At 70.3% G+C, this 16,934-nt stretch carries 16 protein-coding genes; 10 read left to right on the plus strand and 6 right to left on the minus strand.

Annotated elements, in window-relative coordinates; translation table 11 throughout:
• Window positions 1–69: 69 nt before the first annotated feature.
• Window positions 70–975 (plus strand): oxygenase MpaB family protein, encoded by a 906-nt coding sequence (locus E3O60_RS16675; protein WP_134408676.1) that lies wholly within the window; start codon window positions 70–72, stop codon window positions 973–975.
• Here the strand turns inward: E3O60_RS16675 and E3O60_RS16680 are convergent.
• Both E3O60_RS16680 and E3O60_RS16685 read right to left on the minus strand, forming a co-directional pair.
• Complete coding sequence (locus E3O60_RS16680; RefSeq protein ID WP_134498693.1) at window positions 972–1,976, minus strand: hypothetical protein; 1,005 nt, start codon at window positions 1,974–1,976, stop codon at window positions 972–974. The genes E3O60_RS16675 and E3O60_RS16680 overlap by 4 nt on opposite strands.
• 30 nt (window positions 1,977–2,006) lie before the next feature.
• Entirely contained in the window at window positions 2,007–2,630 is a 624-nt protein-coding gene (locus E3O60_RS16685; RefSeq protein WP_088456783.1) for a MerR family transcriptional regulator, read from the minus strand.
• A gap of 87 nt (window positions 2,631–2,717) precedes the next feature.
• Between E3O60_RS16685 and E3O60_RS16690 the strand changes: the two genes are divergently transcribed.
• Complete coding sequence (locus E3O60_RS16690) at window positions 2,718–4,202, plus strand: SulP family inorganic anion transporter (protein WP_088456784.1); 1,485 nt, start codon at window positions 2,718–2,720, stop codon at window positions 4,200–4,202.
• A gap of 155 nt (window positions 4,203–4,357) precedes the next feature.
• Here the strand turns inward: E3O60_RS16690 and E3O60_RS16695 are convergent, their stop codons facing one another.
• Entirely contained in the window at window positions 4,358–5,635 is a 1,278-nt protein-coding gene (locus E3O60_RS16695; RefSeq protein ID WP_103461635.1) for a M18 family aminopeptidase, read from the minus strand.
• Window positions 5,636–5,710: 75 nt separating this feature from the next.
• Between E3O60_RS16695 and E3O60_RS16700 the strand changes: the two genes are divergently transcribed.
• From E3O60_RS16700 to E3O60_RS16710, 3 genes are read left to right on the plus strand one after another with little or no spacing between them, the layout of a single operon-like run.
• Complete coding sequence (locus E3O60_RS16700; RefSeq protein WP_174776286.1) at window positions 5,711–8,293, plus strand: glycoside hydrolase family 65 protein; 2,583 nt, start codon at window positions 5,711–5,713, stop codon at window positions 8,291–8,293.
• A 32-nt stretch (window positions 8,294–8,325) separates the two neighbouring features.
• Complete coding sequence (locus E3O60_RS16705; RefSeq protein WP_134498695.1) at window positions 8,326–8,805, plus strand: PPOX class F420-dependent oxidoreductase; 480 nt, start codon at window positions 8,326–8,328, stop codon at window positions 8,803–8,805.
• On the plus strand, window positions 8,802–10,916 hold the full coding sequence (locus tag E3O60_RS16710; RefSeq protein ID WP_194087781.1) for a RecQ family ATP-dependent DNA helicase: 2,115 nt from the start codon (window positions 8,802–8,804) through the stop codon (window positions 10,914–10,916). Before E3O60_RS16705 ends, E3O60_RS16710 begins: the two co-directional genes overlap by 4 nt.
• Before the next feature lie 5 nt (window positions 10,917–10,921).
• On the opposite strand, the gene E3O60_RS16715 is transcribed toward E3O60_RS16710, so the two are convergent.
• On the minus strand, window positions 10,922–11,932 hold the full coding sequence (locus E3O60_RS16715; RefSeq protein ID WP_088456789.1) for an ADP-ribosylglycohydrolase family protein: 1,011 nt from the start codon (window positions 11,930–11,932) through the stop codon (window positions 10,922–10,924).
• Window positions 11,933–12,114: 182 nt separating this feature from the next.
• Here E3O60_RS16715 and E3O60_RS16720 point away from each other — a divergent pair, with 182 nt between their 5' ends.
• From E3O60_RS16720 to E3O60_RS16740, 5 genes are read left to right on the plus strand one after another with little or no spacing between them, the layout of a single operon-like run.
• Entirely contained in the window at window positions 12,115–12,948 is an 834-nt protein-coding gene (locus E3O60_RS16720; RefSeq protein ID WP_370289880.1) for a transporter substrate-binding domain-containing protein, read from the plus strand.
• On the plus strand, window positions 12,945–13,613 hold the full coding sequence (locus tag E3O60_RS16725; RefSeq protein ID WP_088456791.1) for an amino acid ABC transporter permease: 669 nt from the start codon (window positions 12,945–12,947) through the stop codon (window positions 13,611–13,613). The genes E3O60_RS16720 and E3O60_RS16725 overlap by 4 nt, the downstream gene beginning before the upstream one ends.
• The gene (locus E3O60_RS16730) at window positions 13,600–14,406 is read left to right on the plus strand and encodes an amino acid ABC transporter ATP-binding protein (RefSeq protein WP_088456792.1); all 807 of its coding nucleotides are present in this window, start codon (window positions 13,600–13,602) and stop codon (window positions 14,404–14,406) included. Before E3O60_RS16725 ends, E3O60_RS16730 begins: the two co-directional genes overlap by 14 nt.
• Before the next feature lie 40 nt (window positions 14,407–14,446).
• Entirely contained in the window at window positions 14,447–15,142 is a 696-nt protein-coding gene (locus E3O60_RS16735; RefSeq protein ID WP_133159786.1) for a Pr6Pr family membrane protein, read from the plus strand.
• A 39-nt stretch (window positions 15,143–15,181) separates the two neighbouring features.
• Window positions 15,182–15,565, plus strand: a complete 384-nt coding sequence (locus tag E3O60_RS16740; protein ID WP_103461639.1) for a hypothetical protein — start codon at window positions 15,182–15,184, stop codon at window positions 15,563–15,565.
• A gap of 4 nt (window positions 15,566–15,569) precedes the next feature.
• Here the strand turns inward: E3O60_RS16740 and E3O60_RS16745 are convergent, their stop codons facing one another.
• Both E3O60_RS16745 and E3O60_RS18940 read right to left on the minus strand, forming a co-directional pair.
• Window positions 15,570–15,947: a DUF2834 domain-containing protein gene (locus E3O60_RS16745; RefSeq protein ID WP_088458080.1), complete on the minus strand. Its 378-nt coding sequence runs from the start codon at window positions 15,945–15,947 to the stop codon at window positions 15,570–15,572.
• Window positions 15,948–15,985: 38 nt separating this feature from the next.
• Window positions 15,986–16,934, minus strand: a 949-nt coding sequence (locus tag E3O60_RS18940) for an SbcC/MukB-like Walker B domain-containing protein (RefSeq protein ID WP_304991392.1), incomplete at its 5' end; no start/stop codon positions are given.

The following is a 16,934-nucleotide window of genomic DNA, read 5'->3' on the forward strand; positions in this document are numbered from 1 at the left end:
TCTAGCCACACCGGATTTCGGGGCGCATGCCCAGCCATCCGCACGGGATCGTCGATTAGGGTTCGAAGAATGAGCAGCCTCGTTGATGGATTCGTGAGCAGTTGGCGTTCGCACCTGCTTGTCACCCTCTCGGGCAACGACGAGGGCCGACCGGCTTGGGTCGGCACCATGGAGCTGGGCGACGATGCCGGCTTCTTCGGCCCGGGTTCGGCGTCCTGGGCGGTGCACGGCGGCATGGCCACCATGGTCGCGGGCATCCGGGCGCTGCTCATGCAGACCCTGCACCCTGGCGCGATGGCCGGCGTGCACGACTGGTCCAGGTACCGGGAGGATCCGCTCGGCCGGCTCAGCGGCACCATCCAGTGGTTGGTCACGGTGACGTTCGCCGCCACGGAACAGGCCGAGCGTGAGTCGGGCCGGGTGGGCCGGTTCCACGAACGGGTCGTGGGCAGCTACGTCGACGCGCAGGGTGTTCAGCGGCCCTACTCTGCCGGCGACCCCGAGCTGCTGTCCTGGGTGCACGTGGTGTTCACGGATGCCTTCCTGGCCAGCCACAGGCTCTGGGGCGGCCCGATCCCCGGCGGCGCCGACAGATACGTGCGGGAGTGGGCCAAGGCCGGCGAACTCGTCGGCGTGCAGGACCCGCCCCGGACGGACGCCGAGCTCGCTTCGCAACTGCGGGCGTTTTCCGACGCGGGTGTGCTGATGGGCGGCGACCGGGTCGCGGAGGCCGTGCGGTTCATCAGGCACCCGCCGCTCCGGCGCGGCATGCTGCCGTTCTACCGCATCATGTTCGCCGGCGCCGTGGCATCGATCCCGGTCGAATACCGACGGATGCTGGGCCTTCGCCGCAGCCCCCTACCCGTGGTCTGGGCCACCGGCGCTGTGCTCGGCCTGGTGCGGCTGCTGCTCGGCGCGTCCTCCACCTCGGAGGACGCGGCCCGGGCCCGTATCGCCCGCCTCGCCGTGTCCTAGCCGCGCGCCCGGCGGGATTCTCGGAGGAGGGTGCGGGTGATGGCTCCGGCGCTGGCGGCGACCAGGGCCGCCGCGATGGCCAGGACCGGCGCACTCGGCTGCACGATCGACTGGCCGGCGAGGGCCTGGCCGGTCACCAGGGCCAGCACGCCCAGGTAGAGGCCGACCAGGGCGCGCAGAATGCCGCGGCGCGCGAGCGGACGGGCGAGGGCGGGCATCCGTCGGGCGAGGGCTTCGAGCAGCAGGGCCGCCAGCGGCAGCACCTGCAGGGCGTGCATACCCACGAAGTGCGGGATGCGCAGGTCGCCGGCCACGGTGCTCCAGCCCAGCAACGGCAGGCTCGGACCGCCGTCGGCGACTCCGACGGTGTGCGCGCCCACGATGCCCTGGTAGTCGTCGAGCTGGGCCGCGGTGGGTCCGGTCATCAGGAACGCCAGGCCCATGCCAACCAGGGCGATGAGCAGCCCGGAGCGGATCGCGAGGGCCCGGCCCGCGTCGCCGAGGTCGGCGCGGAGCAACAGGATGGCGATGGGCACGGCGGCGACCCAGACCGTGACGATGGATGCCGCCATGACCGACCAGAGGGCAGCGTGGAACCCCGTCGACACGTTGAAGTGGCTGGTCAGGCCGGCCGCGGCCGCTCCCACGATGATCACCATCTCCACGACCAGGAACACGGCCGCGACGGTGCCGGCCCACCAGGCCAGTCGACGAGACCGAGCCTTAGCCGCTGGCAACAGCCCGATCAGCCAGGACAGGGTCACAGCGTAGACGCCCACCGAGATGGCGAACTTGAGCGGCTTGGCCCAGAGGGGCGCCCCGGTGACGGTGCGGGGATCGACAGCGAGGCCCACCAGAGCGCCGGCGGCGACCACGGCCATCGTGAGAGCGAGCCAGAGCAGCGGTCGGTGCCACCTGATGGTGGGCGGGGCGCCGGACGCGGGGCCGGTGAGCAGGGTGCTGCGAAACGCGGTTCTGGTTCCGGTGCGAGTACTGGCCATGATGACGAACTCCTGACGGGATGGGGGGACTTACGGGTTGGGCGGTGCTGGATACCGGCGGGCGGAGACGTGCTCCTGCGCCGCTCGGCGGAGGGCGGCAAAGAGGGCATCGCCGAGCACTGTGCCCACGACCACCATCTCCGTCTTGGATTCGCGGTCGGTGCGGGCGTCGATCTCGTCGAGGTCGGCCTCGGCCACGGCGAGCGCCGCGGCCGCGTAGCCGGGCACCCAGCCGCTGAGGTCGGGCTGGCCGAGCTCGGCGAAGGTCTGCAGCACCCGGGCCGCGGCCAGGCGGCCGGGATTGTCCGGCGACACGTGCCATCCGCTCAGCACCGCATCGACCTGGGCCACGGCCTCGGGCGACAGCGCCGCACCGTCGATCTGGGGCGAGACCGTGCGCTGGGCGATGTCGAATGTGTGGGACAGGCCCAGGTCCGAGTCGATGGCATCGATCACCTGGTGGGCGGCGGCGATGCTGAGTCCGCCCACCTCCAGCAGGCCACGGATGACGCGCAGCCGGCGCAGGTGCTCCGGCCCGTACAACGACTGGTTCGGACCCTGCCGCTCCCCCGCCGGCAGCAGGCCCTCCCGCAGGTAGTACTTGATCGTCGCCACCGGGATCCCACTGGTCGTGCTCAGCTGCGCCATCCTCATGCAGATAGTTTAGCTATCGGATAGTGACACTGTCTATACCTGGGAGCTGCGGCGCGATCACAGTTACACCGCGATTACAGTTGCACAGTGTCCCAACGCCCCGCCATCCCCATCCCGCCGACAGTGCGCGCCACCCTACGTCGGCCGAAGGCCCTCAGCGTCGAGGTGCTCGCCGGAGTGGTCACCACCCTGGCGCTGATCCCCGAGGTGATCTCGTTCTCGATCATCGCCGGTGTCGACCCGAAGGTGAGCCTGATCGCCTCGGTGGTTCTGGCCATCTCGATGTCGTTCCTCGGCGGCCGCTCCGCCATGATCACCGCAGCCGCGGGCGCCGTGGCCCTGGTGGTGGCGCCGCTCGTGAAGGACCACGGGGTGGAATACCTGCTGCCCGCGGTGTTGTTGGCCGGGATCGTGCAGATCCTCTTCGGTGTCACGGGCCTGGCCCGGCTGATGCGGTTCATCCCGCGGTCGGTGATGATCGGCTTCGTCAACGCGCTGGGCATCCTGATCTTCGTCGCCCAGGTGCCGCACCTTCTGGATGTTCCGTGGCTGGTCTACCCGCTGTTCGCCCTCACCATCCTCATCGTGCTCGGGCTGCCCCGATTCACCAGGGTGGTGCCCGCCCCGCTGGTGGCCATCGTGGTGGTCACCGCGATCGCCATGACCTGGCACCTGGCCGTGCCCACCGTCGGCGACCAGGGCGACGTGTCCGGCGGCCTGCCCGGCATCACCCCGCTGCTCGTACCGCTGAACCTGGAGACCCTGCAGATCATCTGGCCCACCGCGCTGAGCGTGGCCTTCGTGGGGCTCGTGGAGACACTGCTCACCGCCAAGCTCGTCGACGACATCACCGACACCCGCTCCCCCAAGGGCCGCGAGGCGTGGGCGCTGGGGATCGCGAACATGCTCGCGGGCCTCTACGGCGGCATCGCCGGCTGCGCGATGATCGGCCAGACCGTCGTGAACGTGAAGCTCGGCCGGGCCCGCACCCGCATCTCCACCTTCGTGGCCGGGGCCTTCCTGCTGTTGCTGGTCACCGCGCTCAGCGGCCTGATGGAGCAGATCCCCATGGTGGCCCTGGCCGCCGTGATGATGGTCGTGGCCATCACCACCGTCAACTGGCACAGTGTGCGTCCGGGCACTCTGCGCCGGATGCCCGTGCCCGAGACCGTCGTGATGCTCACCACGGTCGCCGTGGTCGTGGCCACCCACAACCTGGCCATCGGCATCGGCGCCGGCGTCGTGCTGGCCATGGTGCTGTTCGCGCGGCGGGTGGCGCACGTGGTGCGTGTGGACCGGGTGCTCGCCGACGACGGCCAGTCGGTGCGCTACGCGGTGAGCGGACCGCTGTTCTTCGGCAGCAGCAACGACCTCGTCGAGCAGTTCTCCTACGGGGTCGACCCCGCCGTCATCGACGTGGACCTGTCCCAAGCGCAGATCTGGGATGCGTCCACCGTCGCGGTGCTCGACTCCGTCGAAACGAAGTACCGCCAGCACGGCGCCACGGTCACCTTCCACGGCCTGGACGAGCGTAGCCGGGCAATGCACGGGCGACTCACCGGGCAGTTGTAGCCCGGCCAGGGTGCCGCCACCCGCTCGTGACATGTGAAGTGCGCGGCGGCACGTGTTGTGCGTCGCGGCACACGTTGTGCGCGGCGGCACATGTTCTAGCGCGTGCCGCCGGAACTAAGGTGTGCCGCGGGAGCCAACGCGTGCCGCGAGCCGCCCTACGCCCCGGCGAAGAACGCGCCGATCGCGGCGGACAGCGAGAACGGGTCGTTCACATGGGCAAGCTCCCGCGCCGAGTGCATCGACAGCAGCGGGATGCCCACATCCACGGTGCGGATGCCCAGCCGGGTGGCCGTGAGCGGCCCGATCGTGGAGCCGCAGGGCACCGTGTTGTTCGACACGAACTCCTGAAACGGCACGCCGGCAGCGGCACTGCAGCGCGCCCAGAGGGCCGCACCGGCCGCATCCGTCGCGTAGCGCTGGTTACCGTTGATCTTGAGCAGCGGGCCCCGGCCGGCCAACGGCACGTTGGCCGGGTCGTGCCGCTCCGGGTAGTTCGGGTGCACGGAATGGCCGGCGTCGGCCGAGACGCACCAGGAGTCGGCGTAGGCGCGCTTCCGCTCCGACATCGTGGCACCGAGGTCATCGCCGATGCGGCTGAGGATGTCGTCGAGCATCGGCCCGCTCGCCCCCGACCTGGACTGCGACCCCAGCTCCTCGTGGTCGAACGCGGCGAGCACGTTGATGGTCTCCTCGCTGCCCGAGGACCGGATCAGCGCCACCAGGCCGGCGTGCACCGAGGAAAGGTTGTCCATCCGGCCCGCGGCGAAGAGCTCGTTGTGCAGGCCGAACCGGGCCGGCGGGTTGGTGTCGGCGGTGAGGATGTCGTAGCCGGCGACGTCCTCAGGCGCCACCCCGGCGAGCGCGGCCAGATGCCCGACCAGGTCGGCCTGGCGGAGGTCACCCACCCCGAACACCGGGTTGAGGTGCCGCTGCCGGTCGAGGCTGAGAGCCTCGTTGGCGGTGCGGTCCAGGTGCACGGCCAGCTGCGGGATGCGCAGGAACGGGCCGGTGCGCACCAGGTGCGCCACCCCGTCGGTGCTGACCAGCCGGCCGGCGAGCTCGAGCTCACGGTCGAGCCAGGAGTTGGCCAGCGGACCGCCGTACACCTCGACGCCGGCCTGCAGCCAGCCGTAGGACCCGGTGGTGGGCTTGGGCTTGAGCTTGAAGCCCGGTGAGTCGGTGTGCGACCCGAGGATCCGGAACGGAGTGGTCGGCGTGGCCCCGGCCGGTTGCACCCACGCGACGATGGCGCCGTCCCGCACGACGTAGAAGCGGCCGGCGCTCGTGCCGGCCGTCCAGTCATCCGCCTCGTCGCGGCGCTCGAATCCGGCGTCGTCGAGCCGCCGGGCGGCCTCGGCTGCCGCGTGGTACGACGACGGCGACGCGGTGATGAAGCTGGCGAAGTCGTCGATGTATGCCGAGAGTGAAGTCATGACTCCATCCAACCACCCGCACCTCGACAAGCGCGGCCAGCGGTGCGACTCTCGGGACCAGACGAGGAGGCCACCGTGACCGAGACCGAGGACGAGAACGACAACCCGGTCGACCCGTGGCTGCTGCGCTTCGACGGGTTCGACCCGGAGGCGGAGGGCTACCGCGAGGCGCTGTGCACCCTCGGAAACGGCTACTGGGGCACCCGCGGCGCCGCTCCGGAGGCGCGCACGGATGCCGTGCACTACCCGGGCACCTACCTCGCCGGGGTCTACAACCCGTTGAGCACCGAGGTACACGTGGGCGAAGCCATCGGCGAGACCGTGGCCGCCGGCGAGCCCGGTATCCGCACCCCGTTCGAGCCCTCGCCCGGCGCGCCGACGGCGGGGGTTCCCGGTGAGCACGTGCGCGACGACGAACACCTGGTGAACGCCCCCAACTGGCTCTCCCTCTGGTTCCGCACCGGCGGCGGCAGCAGCAGTGTGGGCGACTTCACCGCCCCCGACACCGGCTGGTTCCATCCGGAGACCGCGGACCTGCTCGACTACAACCAGGAACTCGACCTGCGCCGTGGTCTGCTCACCCGGCTGATGCGGTTCCGTGACGCGCGCGGCCGTGTCACCCGGGTGCAGAGCCGGCGGTTCGTGTCCCAGGCGTCGCCTCACGTTGCGGTGCTCGAGACCACCTTCGTCGCCGAGGACTGGTCGGGGCCGCTGACCGTGCGTTCGGCCATCGATGGCCGGGTGGCCAACCGCAACGTGGCCACCGACAGACTGCTCGCCCACCTGCACCTGATGCCTCGCACCACGCGGGAGCTGAGGGGGGACGCGGTGCTGCTCGAGGTGGAGACCACCCGGTCGGGCATCCACATCGCCATGGCCGCCCGCACCCGCGCCTATTCCGGCGACACCCTGCTCGAACCCGAGAGACGATTTCTCACCGACTCCAGCCGCTGGGTCGCCCACGAGTTCGACCTCACCCTCGAGAGGGGCGTCCCCCTCCGGGTTGAGAAGGTCGTCGTCGTGAGCACCTCCAGGGACCGTGCGATCCTCTCCCCCTCGATGGCGGTGGCCACCTGGCTCGGCCGGCTTCCGGAGACCGCCGAGCTCCTCGCCGCGCACGAGCGGGAATGGGAGATTCTCTGGGACGAATTCGCGGTGCACCTGCACGATGGTTCGCGGCAGTCGCTCGCGCTCAACGTCAACACCTTCCACGTTCTGCAAACCGTGGCCGCTGTGGATGCCGACCTCGACGCCGGTGTGCCCGCCCGCGGACTGCACGGTGAGGGGTACCGCGGCCACGTCTTCTGGGATGAGATGTTCGTCTACCCGGTGCTCACCCTGCGCCGGCCCGACCTCAGCCGCATCCTGCTGGGCTACCGGTACCGTCGGTTGGGCGAAGCCAGGGCCGCCGCGACTGCCGCCGGCCACGAGGGCGCCAGGTTTCCCTGGCAGAGCGGCATCGATGGCCGCGAGGTCACCCCCACCGAGCTCTTCAACCCGCGCACCAACCGGTGGATGCCGGACCACTCGGGCCTGCAGCACCACGTGGGCCTGGCGATCGCCTACAGCGTGTGGGGCTACTACCAGGCCACCGGAGATGTCGAGTACCTGATCGAGCAGGGCGCCGAGCTGCTGCTGGAGATCGCCAGGTTCTTCGCGTCCCTCACCGACTACGACGACGTGTTCGACAGGTTCGACATCGGCGGGACGATGGGGCCCGACGAGTTCCACGACGGGCTCCCCGGCCACCCCGGCGGGGGTGTGCGCACCAACGCGTACACCAATGTGATGGTCGCCTGGCTGATGCGTCGCGCCGTCGACACCGTCGCCGTGCTCGAGGGCCGGGCCTGCCGGCCGTTGTGGAACCGGCTGCGGCTCGGGCCCGACGAGGTGGACACCTGGGAAAGGATCGGCCGGCGCCTGCGGCTGGCCTTCCATGCCGACGGGGTGATCAGCCAGTTCGACGGGTACGAGGCCCTGCCCGAGCTGGACTGGGCGCACTACCGGGACACCTACGGCAGCACTGACCGTTCGTTGGGCCGCCTGGACCTGATCCTCAATGCCGAGGGTGACAGCAGCAACAACTACAGGGTCGCCAAGCAGGCCGACGTACTGATGCTGCTCTACCTGTTCTCGGCCGAGGAGCTGCGCGACCTGGTCGAGGAGCTGGGCTACTCGCTCTCCCCCGACCAGATCCGGCGCACGGTCGAGTTCTATCGCACCAGGTCGACGCACGGCTCGACGCTGAGCAATGTGGTGCATTCCTGGGTGGATGCCCGCGCCGACCGCGAACGCTCCTGGGACTCGCTCTGCCGGGCGCTGACCAGCGACCTCGACAACGGCCGGGGCGGCACCACCCACGAGGGCATCCACCTGGGCGCGATGGCGGGGTCCGTCGACATGGTCGTGCGCTGCTACACCGGCCTGGAGATCCGCGACGACATGCTCTGGCTGCACCCCGTGCTGCCGGCCCGGCTCGAGAAGATCGCCTTCAGCATCAACTACCGAGACCAATCGGTGCACGTCGAGGTCACGCCGACCACCCTCAGGCTTCAGCTGCCCAGCGGCGGGGCCACGCCCATCCGGGTGCGCGTCGAGGGGCGGGAGGCGCAGCTGTATCCGGGGCAGACCCACGATTTTGTACTCGGCACGGCGTGAAGCGTGTCAGGGGGTCCCGTTAGCCTGAGGGAATGGCCAGAAACGTCGCAACCAGCACCACCGTCTCCCTGCCCGACCTGCTCGATTTTGTGCGGCCGCGGCACCGGATGCTGCTCGCCACCACCCGCAGCGACGGCCGGCCGCAGATGTCGCCGGTCTCCGGCGGCGTCGACGATGCGGGCCGCCTGGTGATCTCCTCCTACCCGTCGCGGGCAAAGACCCGAAACGCCGAACGCGACCCGCAGACGTCGGTGCTCGTGCTCTCGGACGAGTGGGACGGCGCCTGGGTGCAGGTCGACGGCACCGCCGAGATCCTGCACATGCCGGCCGCCGGCGACGGACTGGTCGATTACTACCGCTGCATCGCCGGCGAACACCCGAACTGGGTGGAGTACCGCCGGGCCATAGCCCTGCAGGACAAGTCCTTGATCCGGATCACGCCCACCCGGTGGAGCCCGATCGCGACCGGCGGGTTCCCCGCCGATGTGGCCGCCAGGCTCGACGCGCTGTGACGCCGAATACCCGCGAGGCCGCCCTCGAGATCCTGCGCACCCTGGTGGGCCGGCCCGACGCCGACTTCCACGAGGGCCAGTATGAGGCCATCGAAACCCTCGTCGACCAGCGCCGCCGGGCCCTCGTGGTGCAGCGCACCGGCTGGGGCAAGTCGGCGGTCTACTTCGTCGCGACCCTGCTGCTGCGCCGCCAGGGTGCCGGCCCCACCATCCTGGTGTCCCCGCTGCTGGCCCTGATGCGTGACCAGGTGGCCGCCGCTGCCCGCGCCGGCGTGCGGGCCGTGTCGATCAACTCTGCCAACGCCCACGAGTGGACCGACGTGCTCGCTGCGCTCCGCGCGGACGAGGTCGACGTTCTGCTGGTCTCCCCCGAACGCCTGAACAACCCGTCCTTCCGCGACGAGCAGCTGCCCGCGCTGCTCGAGCGGGTGGGGCTGCTCGTGGTCGACGAGGCGCACTGCATCTCGGACTGGGGCCACGACTTCCGGCCGGACTACCGGCGCCTGCGGGACCTGATCGCGGCGATGCCGGCCGGGGTGCCGGTGCTGGCCACCACGGCCACGGCCAACAGCCGGGTGGTGACGGATGTGGCGGAGCAGGTAGCGGTCGGGGGCAGTGACGTCGTCACCATCCGCGGCCCCCTCGCCCGCGCGTCACTGCGCCTGGGCGTGTTGCGCCTGCCGGACTCCCGCGCCCGGTTGGCCTGGCTGCTCAGCCACCTCGCCGAGTTGCCCGGCAGTGGCATCATCTACACCCTCACGGTCTCGGCCGCCGAGGACACCGCCCGGCTGCTGCGGGATGCCGGCCACGCCGTCCGTGCGTACACCGGCCAGACCGACACCACCGAACGCGAGGAGTCCGAGGGGCTGCTCAAGGCCAACCAGGTGAAGGCCCTCGTGGCCACCAGCGCCCTGGGCATGGGCTTCGACAAGCCCGACCTGGGCTTTGTGCTGCATCTCGGCGCCCCCAGCAGCCCGGTCGCCTACTACCAGCAGGTCGGCCGTGCCGGCCGTGCCACCGAGAATGCCGACGTGTTGCTGCTGCCGGGTGTCGAAGACGAGGCCATCTGGCAGTACTTCGCCACCTCGTCGATGCCCAGCCAGCACAAGGCCGAGGCCGTGCTGCAGGCGCTACACGCCAACGGTGGCGCCCCGCTGTCCACGCCCGCCCTGGAGTCCCGGGTCGACCTCCGGCGTTCCCCGCTGGAACTGCTGCTCAAGGTGCTCGACGTCGACGGCGCCGTGCGCCGGGTGACCGGCGGCTGGCTGGCCACCGGACAGCCCTGGGTCTACGACAGCGATCGCTACGAGCGCATCGGCGCGGCAAGGGTGGCCGAGCAGAACGCCATGCTCGACTACGAACGCATCTCCGGCTGCCGGATGGAGTTCCTCCAGCGCGCTCTCGACGACGACACCGCCGTGCCCTGCGGCCGCTGCGACAACTGCACGGCCCCCTGGTACCCCACCGACGTTCAGGCCGATGCGGCGAGCACCGCGGCCTCGGCCCTGGACCGGGTGGGCGTGGCACTGGAACCCCGCGCCCAATGGCCCACCGGCGCCGACAGGCTCGGCGTGAGCGCCAAGGGCCGCATCGACGCCGGCGACAGGGTGCTGCCCGGTCGCGCTCTGGCCCGACTCACCGACCTGGGCTGGGGCAACACCCTGCGCGATACTTTCGCGCCCAACACCCCGGATGCGCCCGCCTCGCCGGCGCTGCTGGCCGCCTGCGTGCGGGTGCTCGCCGAGTGGGGCTGGGCCGAACGGCCCGTGGGAGTGGTGGCCATGCCGTCCCGCCGGCATCCGCTACTGGTGGCCTCGGTGGCCGCCGAACTCAGCCGGGTGGGGCGGCTGCCGCAACTGGGCACGCTGAGCCTGGTGGGCGCAGGGCCCACCGGCGAATCCGGCGGCAACAGCGCCTATCGGCTCTCCAGCGTCTGGGGTGCCTTCGAGGTCGGCCCGGAGCTGGCCGCCAACCTGGCCGGAGCCGACGGGCCGGTGCTGCTGGTCGACGACCTCGGCGACAGCCGGTGGACCCTCACCGTCGCCGGCCGGCTGCTCCGCCGCGCGGGCGCGCCGGGCGTACTGCCGTTCACGCTGGCGCTGCGGTCGTAGCCGAGCTACTTCACGGCGTGGAGCCGAAAACTCTCCCGCTCGCCGGCCTCGTTGGTGTCCTGGCTGTGCGCGGCGAGCACCGACAGACGTACCAGGTCGGCTCCGCGCAGGCCGGGCCAGCCCTGCACCAGTCGGCGCCATTCGCTGGGCACCGCGGCCAGGCCCCACTGGGCGGCGAGCAGCGCACCGGCTATGCCGGCCACAGCGTCGGTGTTACCGCCGCCGCGCACGGCCGCCTCGATGCCCAGACGGTACTGGCCGGCATCCGCTGTCGCGCCGGGCTCGTCACGGGTGTGCACGATGGCCGACCAGGCACCCTGCACCGCCTGCACGACCCAGCCGTTGCGCGTGAAATCGCGGGGCTGGCGGCGCTCGGCGTGGTTGATGCGCGCCGACCAGAGTTCACGCCGGCCCGGCGACAGGGTGCCCAGACCCACCCGCAGGTCGAGTTCTCCGGTCAGGACGGTGTGGCGGATGGCCAGCCCCCAGAGCACGCAGGCGTCCCCGGCGTCGGTCTCGCAGTGTGTGAGCTCGCTCAGCCGGCGTGCGGCGTCGGCCAGGCCGTCGGGATCGTGCAGGAACGCCAAGGCCACCGGGGCGGTGCGGAGCAGGCAACCGTTGCCGGCGCTTCGGCCCACTCTGTCGTGCCGAGCGCGGGCGGCGGCTCGTACGGCGGCGGCCGTCCGGTCCGGTCCGGACAACGCGGCGTCGAGCTGGTTGCCGGCGTACGGCGCGGTGTCGGCCCAGTCCACCCACTCCGCGGTGATGAGGTCGAGAGTGGACTCCTGGCGCAGATCGAGTCCGTCGGCCACGGCGCGCGCCACCGGGACGGCCAGGGCCGTGTAGTCGGTCCACTCCCCTCGGGCCCAGGTCGTGCCGGCTCCGCCGCGCATCCCCACCACCGCGGTGGGCGGCAGCGGACCCCCGTAGGCGTATCCGGCACCGAGGGCATCCCCACAGGCCATGCCGAGCAAAACAGCGGCCGAACGATCGTGCTGAGCCGACGACAATTTCATGCGTACTCCTTCGGGTTGAGTGCGACGGCGGCAGCATATGCCGAAAGCCCCGGAGCCGACAGGTTCTCGAACGGGGGGGGCACGGGAATCGTCACAGCGTCATCCGGCGTCATCGGAATATTCAGAACCGGGCCGGGCTTGTTAACCTGGTACGTACGCCCGCATCTTGATCAGCACATTGGATGAACACATACATGAAGCGCCACCTCGTCTCCGCCACCGTCCTCACCATTGCCGCCGCGGTGGCCCTGACCGGGTGCAGCGCTTCCGCCGGTGATTCCGGCAGCGACGGCGCCGCGGCCGGCACCGACGAGTCGTTGAGTTCGGTCCTCGAATCCGGCACCCTGACCATCGGCACCGAGGGCACCTACCGGCCGTTCTCGTACCACGCCGACGGTTCCGGCGAGCTCACCGGTTATGACGTCGAGGTGGCCCGCGCCGTCGCCGACCAGCTGGGCGTTGAGGCCGAATTCGAAGAGACCCAGTGGGACGCGATCTTCGCCGGCCTCGAAGCCGGCCGTTTCGACACCATCGCCAACCAGGTGTCGATCACCCCGGAGCGCGTGGAGGCTTACACGTTCTCCACCCCGTACACCTACTCCACCGGCGTCATCGTGGTACCGGAGGACAACACCTCCATCGCGTCGTTCGCCGACCTGGCCGGCAAGACCACCGCCCAGTCGCTCACCAGCAACTGGTACACGCTGGCCACCGAGAGTGGCGCCACCGTGCAGTCCGTCGAGGGCTGGGCCCAGTCCGTCGCCCTCGTGGAGCAGGGCCGCGTCGACGCCACCGTCAACGACAAGCTGACCTACCTCGACTACAAGAAGCAGACCGGCGCCGCGGGCCTGAAGATCGCCGCGGAAACCGAGGAGCGCTCCGAGAGTGCCTTCGCTTTCGCCCCCGAGGGCACCGCTCTGGCCGAGGCCGTGTCGGATGCCCTCGCCACGCTCAGCGAGGACGGTACCCTGGCCGCCATTTCCGACACCTACTTCGGAGCTGACGTCTCGCAGTGAGCGAGTCCACCTGGCAACTCCTGCTGGATTCGCTGTGGCCCCTGATCCACGGTGCCATCACCGGAACGATCCCGTTGGCCCTGGCGTCGTTCGCGATCGGACTCGTGCTGGCCCTGGGCCTGGCGTTGATGCGTCTGTCGAAGCGCCGGTGGCTGTCCTCGATCGCACAGGTCTATATCTCCATCGTGCGTGGCACCCCGCTGTTGGTGCAGTTGTTCGTGATCTTCTACGGCCTGCCCTCGCTGGGCATCGTCATCGACCCGTGGCCCAGCGCCATCGTCGCGTTCTCGATCAACGTCGGCGGCTACGCAGCCGAGGTGATCCGAGCCGCCATCCTCTCGGTGCCCAAGGGCCAGTGGGAGGCCGCGTACATGATCGGCATGTCGCACCGGCGTGCCCTTACCCGCATCATCCTGCCGCAGGCGGCCCGGGTGTCAGTGCCGCCGCTCTCCAACACCTTCATCAGCCTGGTCAAGGACACCTCCCTGGCCTCGCTGATCCTGGTCACCGAGCTGTTCCGCGAGGCCCAGCAGGTGGCGGCCTTCAGCCAGCAGTTCATGGCCCTGTACCTCGAGGCCGCCCTGCTCTACTGGGTCATCTGCCTGGTGCTCTCCAGCGGCCAGGGCGTGCTTGAAAAGCGATTGGACCGCTATGTCGCCCACTGACCAGAAGCTGCTCACGGTTCGAGGCCTGCAGAAGAGCTTCGGGGACAACCAGGTCTTGAAATCCATCGACCTCACCGTCGCGCGCGGCGAGGTGCTCGCGCTGATCGGGCCGTCAGGCTCGGGCAAGACCACCGTGCTCCGCTGCCTGAACGGCCTGGAGATCGCCGACGGCGGCACCATCGAGATCATCGGAGCGGATGACGCGACTCACGCACCCGTGACCATCGACTTCGCCGCTGCCCACGGATCCCGCGCCGGCGTTCCGAAGAAGACCCTCGGCACATTGCGGGACCGCTCGGCGATGGTCTTTCAGCACTACAACCTCTTTCCGCACAAGACCGTGCTCGAAAATGTGATGGAAGGACCCGTCGTCGTGCAGCGGCGCCCCCGCGCCGAGGTCGAGACCGAGGCCCTGGCGCTGCTGGAGAGGGTCGGCCTCGGTGAGAAGCGCGACAGCTACCCGTTCGAACTGTCCGGCGGGCAACAGCAGCGGGTAGGCATCGTCCGGGCCCTGGCCCTCCGACCTACCCTGCTGCTCTTTGACGAGCCGACCAGTGCCCTGGACCCCGAGCTTGTCGGCGACGTGCTGCGCCTGATCAAGGAGCTCGCCGCCGAGGGCTGGACGATGGTGATCGTCACCCACGAACTCGAATTCGCCCGGGAGGTGGCCACCGAGGTGGCTTTCGTCGACGGCGGCACCATCGTGGAGCACGGCGATCCGAAGGAGATGCTGCGGAACCCCCAGCACGAGCGCACCCGCCAGTTCCTGCACCGGCTGCTGTTCCCCTTCTGATCTGCACGTGCATTTTTGGGCCCTGCACTAACCTGATCAGGTGAATTCCGCTGCTGTGCCCGCCGGGCTCGACGACTCCCCGACCCCTTTCCGACGCGCTGTGGGGGTGCTGCGCATCTTGCTCGCCGCGCTCGTGCTGGCCGCTATCGTGACCCAGATCACCGACCAACTCCTGAACGACGCGTTCGACCCTGCCGCGTACTTCGGTTTCTTCACGATTCAGTCCAGCCTGATGAACGTGGTGGTGCTCTTCGTCGGCGGTGTTCTCGCGCTGCGCCTGGCTGCCGAACCCGAGCTGCTGGCGCGGGTGCGGATGTCGACGCTCGCGTACGCCGTGATCACCGGGGTGGTCTACAACCTTTTGCTGCGCAACCAGCCCGCCGACGGCACCTTCGAGGGGCTCACCTGGCCCAACGAGGTCCTGCACGTGTGGGCGCCGGCCCTGATCCTGCTCGACTGGCTGCTGGCACCGGGCCGCCCGGCGCTGGCCTGGAAGCGGATCTGGTTCGCGCTGATCTACCCGCTGGTGTGGCTGGCCTATGCGTTGTTGCGCGGCACGTTCACCGACTGGTGGACCTACCCGTTCCTCAACCCCGACGAGCCGGGTGGCTGGCCGTCGGTGTTCCTCTACGTCCTGGTGATCGCCGTCGTCATCGCGGGCATCTCGGCCATCGCGATCGGGCTGAGCCGGCTGGGTCGGCGCACCTCGCCGGATCTGGAGCCGGGATTGGCCTGAGCGTCACCTGCCGTTCACCTCGGCGACGGAGACTGCAGCATGACTAATCCCGTCACGCAGCGAGTACAGGACTACACCGACCTGGTCGCCCATGGCGGCCGTGAGCTGACCGATGCCGTGGCCGTTCTCGCTGCGGGCGACGGGCCGCTCGTGGCGCACGGCCCCGGCGGTGAACATCCGGCCGGCCTGGTTCTCGCGTTGACCCTGCTCGCCGCGGGACTGCCGCACGACGAGGCCGTGGCCGCCGCGCTGCTCGCCGAGCCGCAGCCGGACGCCCTGCGGGCTGCCCTGGCCACCATCGACGCTCTCGGCGGTGCCGAACCGTACCTACTCCGGCACGGACTGACCGTGTCGCACTTCCACGCCCTGCGGGAACGGTTCGCGGGTGACGACGCCGGCCTCGCGGCCGGCGATGTGAGCTGAAGGCTCAGGTCGTCATCACCAGCCGGCGCTGCCGCATGGCCAGGAACAACGGGAACGTGAACGCGAACGCCGTGATCAACCCGAATACGACGTAGGCCCAGCCTGCGCGCATGCCGAGCCGGCGGGCCTCCACGATGATGAAGACGCTGCCGGCGATCGCCGCCACGAGCAGGTCGGTGGTCAGCGACGACACCGCCGGTCCGCTCATGGTCCAGTCGCCGATGAAGTCGCTGGCCTGCATGATCGCCTGGATGTTCCAGGTCCAGGTGCCGATCAGTCCCACGATGGCCAGGGCCAGGTAGACGAACGTCAGGGTCGTCCAGCCCGCGGCGGCGGACGAGGAGGCGGGTTGCGCGGCGGGCTCGGAAGGGGTGCGGCTCATGAACACAGTGTGCCGCGATCCGCTCGATCGCGGCGTGCCTACGGGATTATTTCGCTGTAGCCCTGCGCGGTCACCCTGATCGCGAGCTTCGCCGGGATCTGCTCCTTCATCGACTCGACGTGGCTGATCAGGCCGATGGTGCGGCCGCCGGCCCGCAGGCTGTCGAGGGTACTCATGGCCGTCTCGAGGGTCTCGGCGTCCAGCGACCCGAATCCCTCGTCCACGAAGAGGGTGTCCAGCGCGATGCCGCCGGCCTGGTTGGAGACCACCTCGGCGAGCCCGAGTGCCAGGGCGAGCGACGCGAGGAAGGTCTCGCCGCCGGACAGCGAGTGAGTCGCCCGGGCCCGGCCGGTGTGCTCGTCCCGGATCGCCAGCCCGAGTCCGGCCTGGCTGCCACGGTATTGCAGTGCGTCGTCGTGTTCGAGCGCGTACCGGCCGCCGGTCATGGTGCGCAGCCGGTTGTTCGCCGCGGCGATGATCTCCTCGAGCTGCGCGGCCAGCACGTAGGTCTCCAGCTTCATGCGCTTGGTGTTCGGGTCGTCGCCGTGCACCACGGCGGCGAGCTGACGCACCTGGGCCTGGGTGGTGAGCAGGTCCGCGGCGAGGGCGAACCGGGCCCGGGCATCCCCCACCAGGGCGGTGAGCGCGGTGGCACGTTCACGCAGCGATTCCCGGCGGGCTAGGGCGTCGTCGCGGGCGGCGCCGGCGGCCTGAAGGGCGAGCCGGGTCGGGTCGAGGTCGATGGGGTTCTCGGGCAGCCCGGCCAGGTCGGCCTCGGCCAGCACCCCGCGGGCGCCGGCGAGGTCGTCGTCGTAGGCACGGATGGCGGCCTGACCAGCCTGCATCTCGGCCGGGCTGAGCCGGGCGAGTCCGGCGGCGGCCTCGTCGGCGAAGCCCTCCTCGTGCAGCTGCGCCGCCAGCGCCTCGGTGCGTGCCTCGGCCGCCCGCCGGGCCGACGCGGAGGTGGCCAGCGCGTCGGCCAGTGCG

Origin of the sequence: Cryobacterium sp. TMB1-7 (genome assembly GCF_004402435.1) — a bacterium.
In the GTDB taxonomy this organism is placed as follows: domain Bacteria; phylum Actinomycetota; class Actinomycetes; order Actinomycetales; family Microbacteriaceae; genus Cryobacterium; species Cryobacterium zongtaii.

Excerpts from the sequence above, each read along its gene's own strand:
- E3O60_RS16730 (WP_088456792.1), top strand. The coding sequence starts at position 13,600 with ATGTCGCCCACTGACCAGAAGCTGCTCACGGTTCGAGGCCTGCAGAAG.
- E3O60_RS16715 (WP_088456789.1), bottom strand. The coding sequence starts at position 11,932 with ATGAAATTGTCGTCGGCTCAGCACGATCGTTCGGCCGCTGTTTTGCTC.
- E3O60_RS16720 (WP_370289880.1), top strand. The coding sequence starts at position 12,115 with ATGAACACATACATGAAGCGCCACCTCGTCTCCGCCACCGTCCTCACC.
- E3O60_RS16685 (WP_088456783.1), bottom strand. The coding sequence starts at position 2,630 with ATGAGGATGGCGCAGCTGAGCACGACCAGTGGGATCCCGGTGGCGACG.
- E3O60_RS16680 (WP_134498693.1), bottom strand. The coding sequence starts at position 1,976 with ATGGCCAGTACTCGCACCGGAACCAGAACCGCGTTTCGCAGCACCCTG.
- E3O60_RS16740 (WP_103461639.1), top strand. The coding sequence starts at position 15,182 with ATGACTAATCCCGTCACGCAGCGAGTACAGGACTACACCGACCTGGTC.
- E3O60_RS16745 (WP_088458080.1), bottom strand. The coding sequence starts at position 15,947 with ATGAGCCGCACCCCTTCCGAGCCCGCCGCGCAACCCGCCTCCTCGTCC.
- E3O60_RS16695 (WP_103461635.1), bottom strand. The coding sequence starts at position 5,635 with ATGACTTCACTCTCGGCATACATCGACGACTTCGCCAGCTTCATCACC.
- E3O60_RS16675 (WP_134408676.1), top strand. The coding sequence starts at position 70 with ATGAGCAGCCTCGTTGATGGATTCGTGAGCAGTTGGCGTTCGCACCTG.
- E3O60_RS16705 (WP_134498695.1), top strand. The coding sequence starts at position 8,326 with ATGGCCAGAAACGTCGCAACCAGCACCACCGTCTCCCTGCCCGACCTG.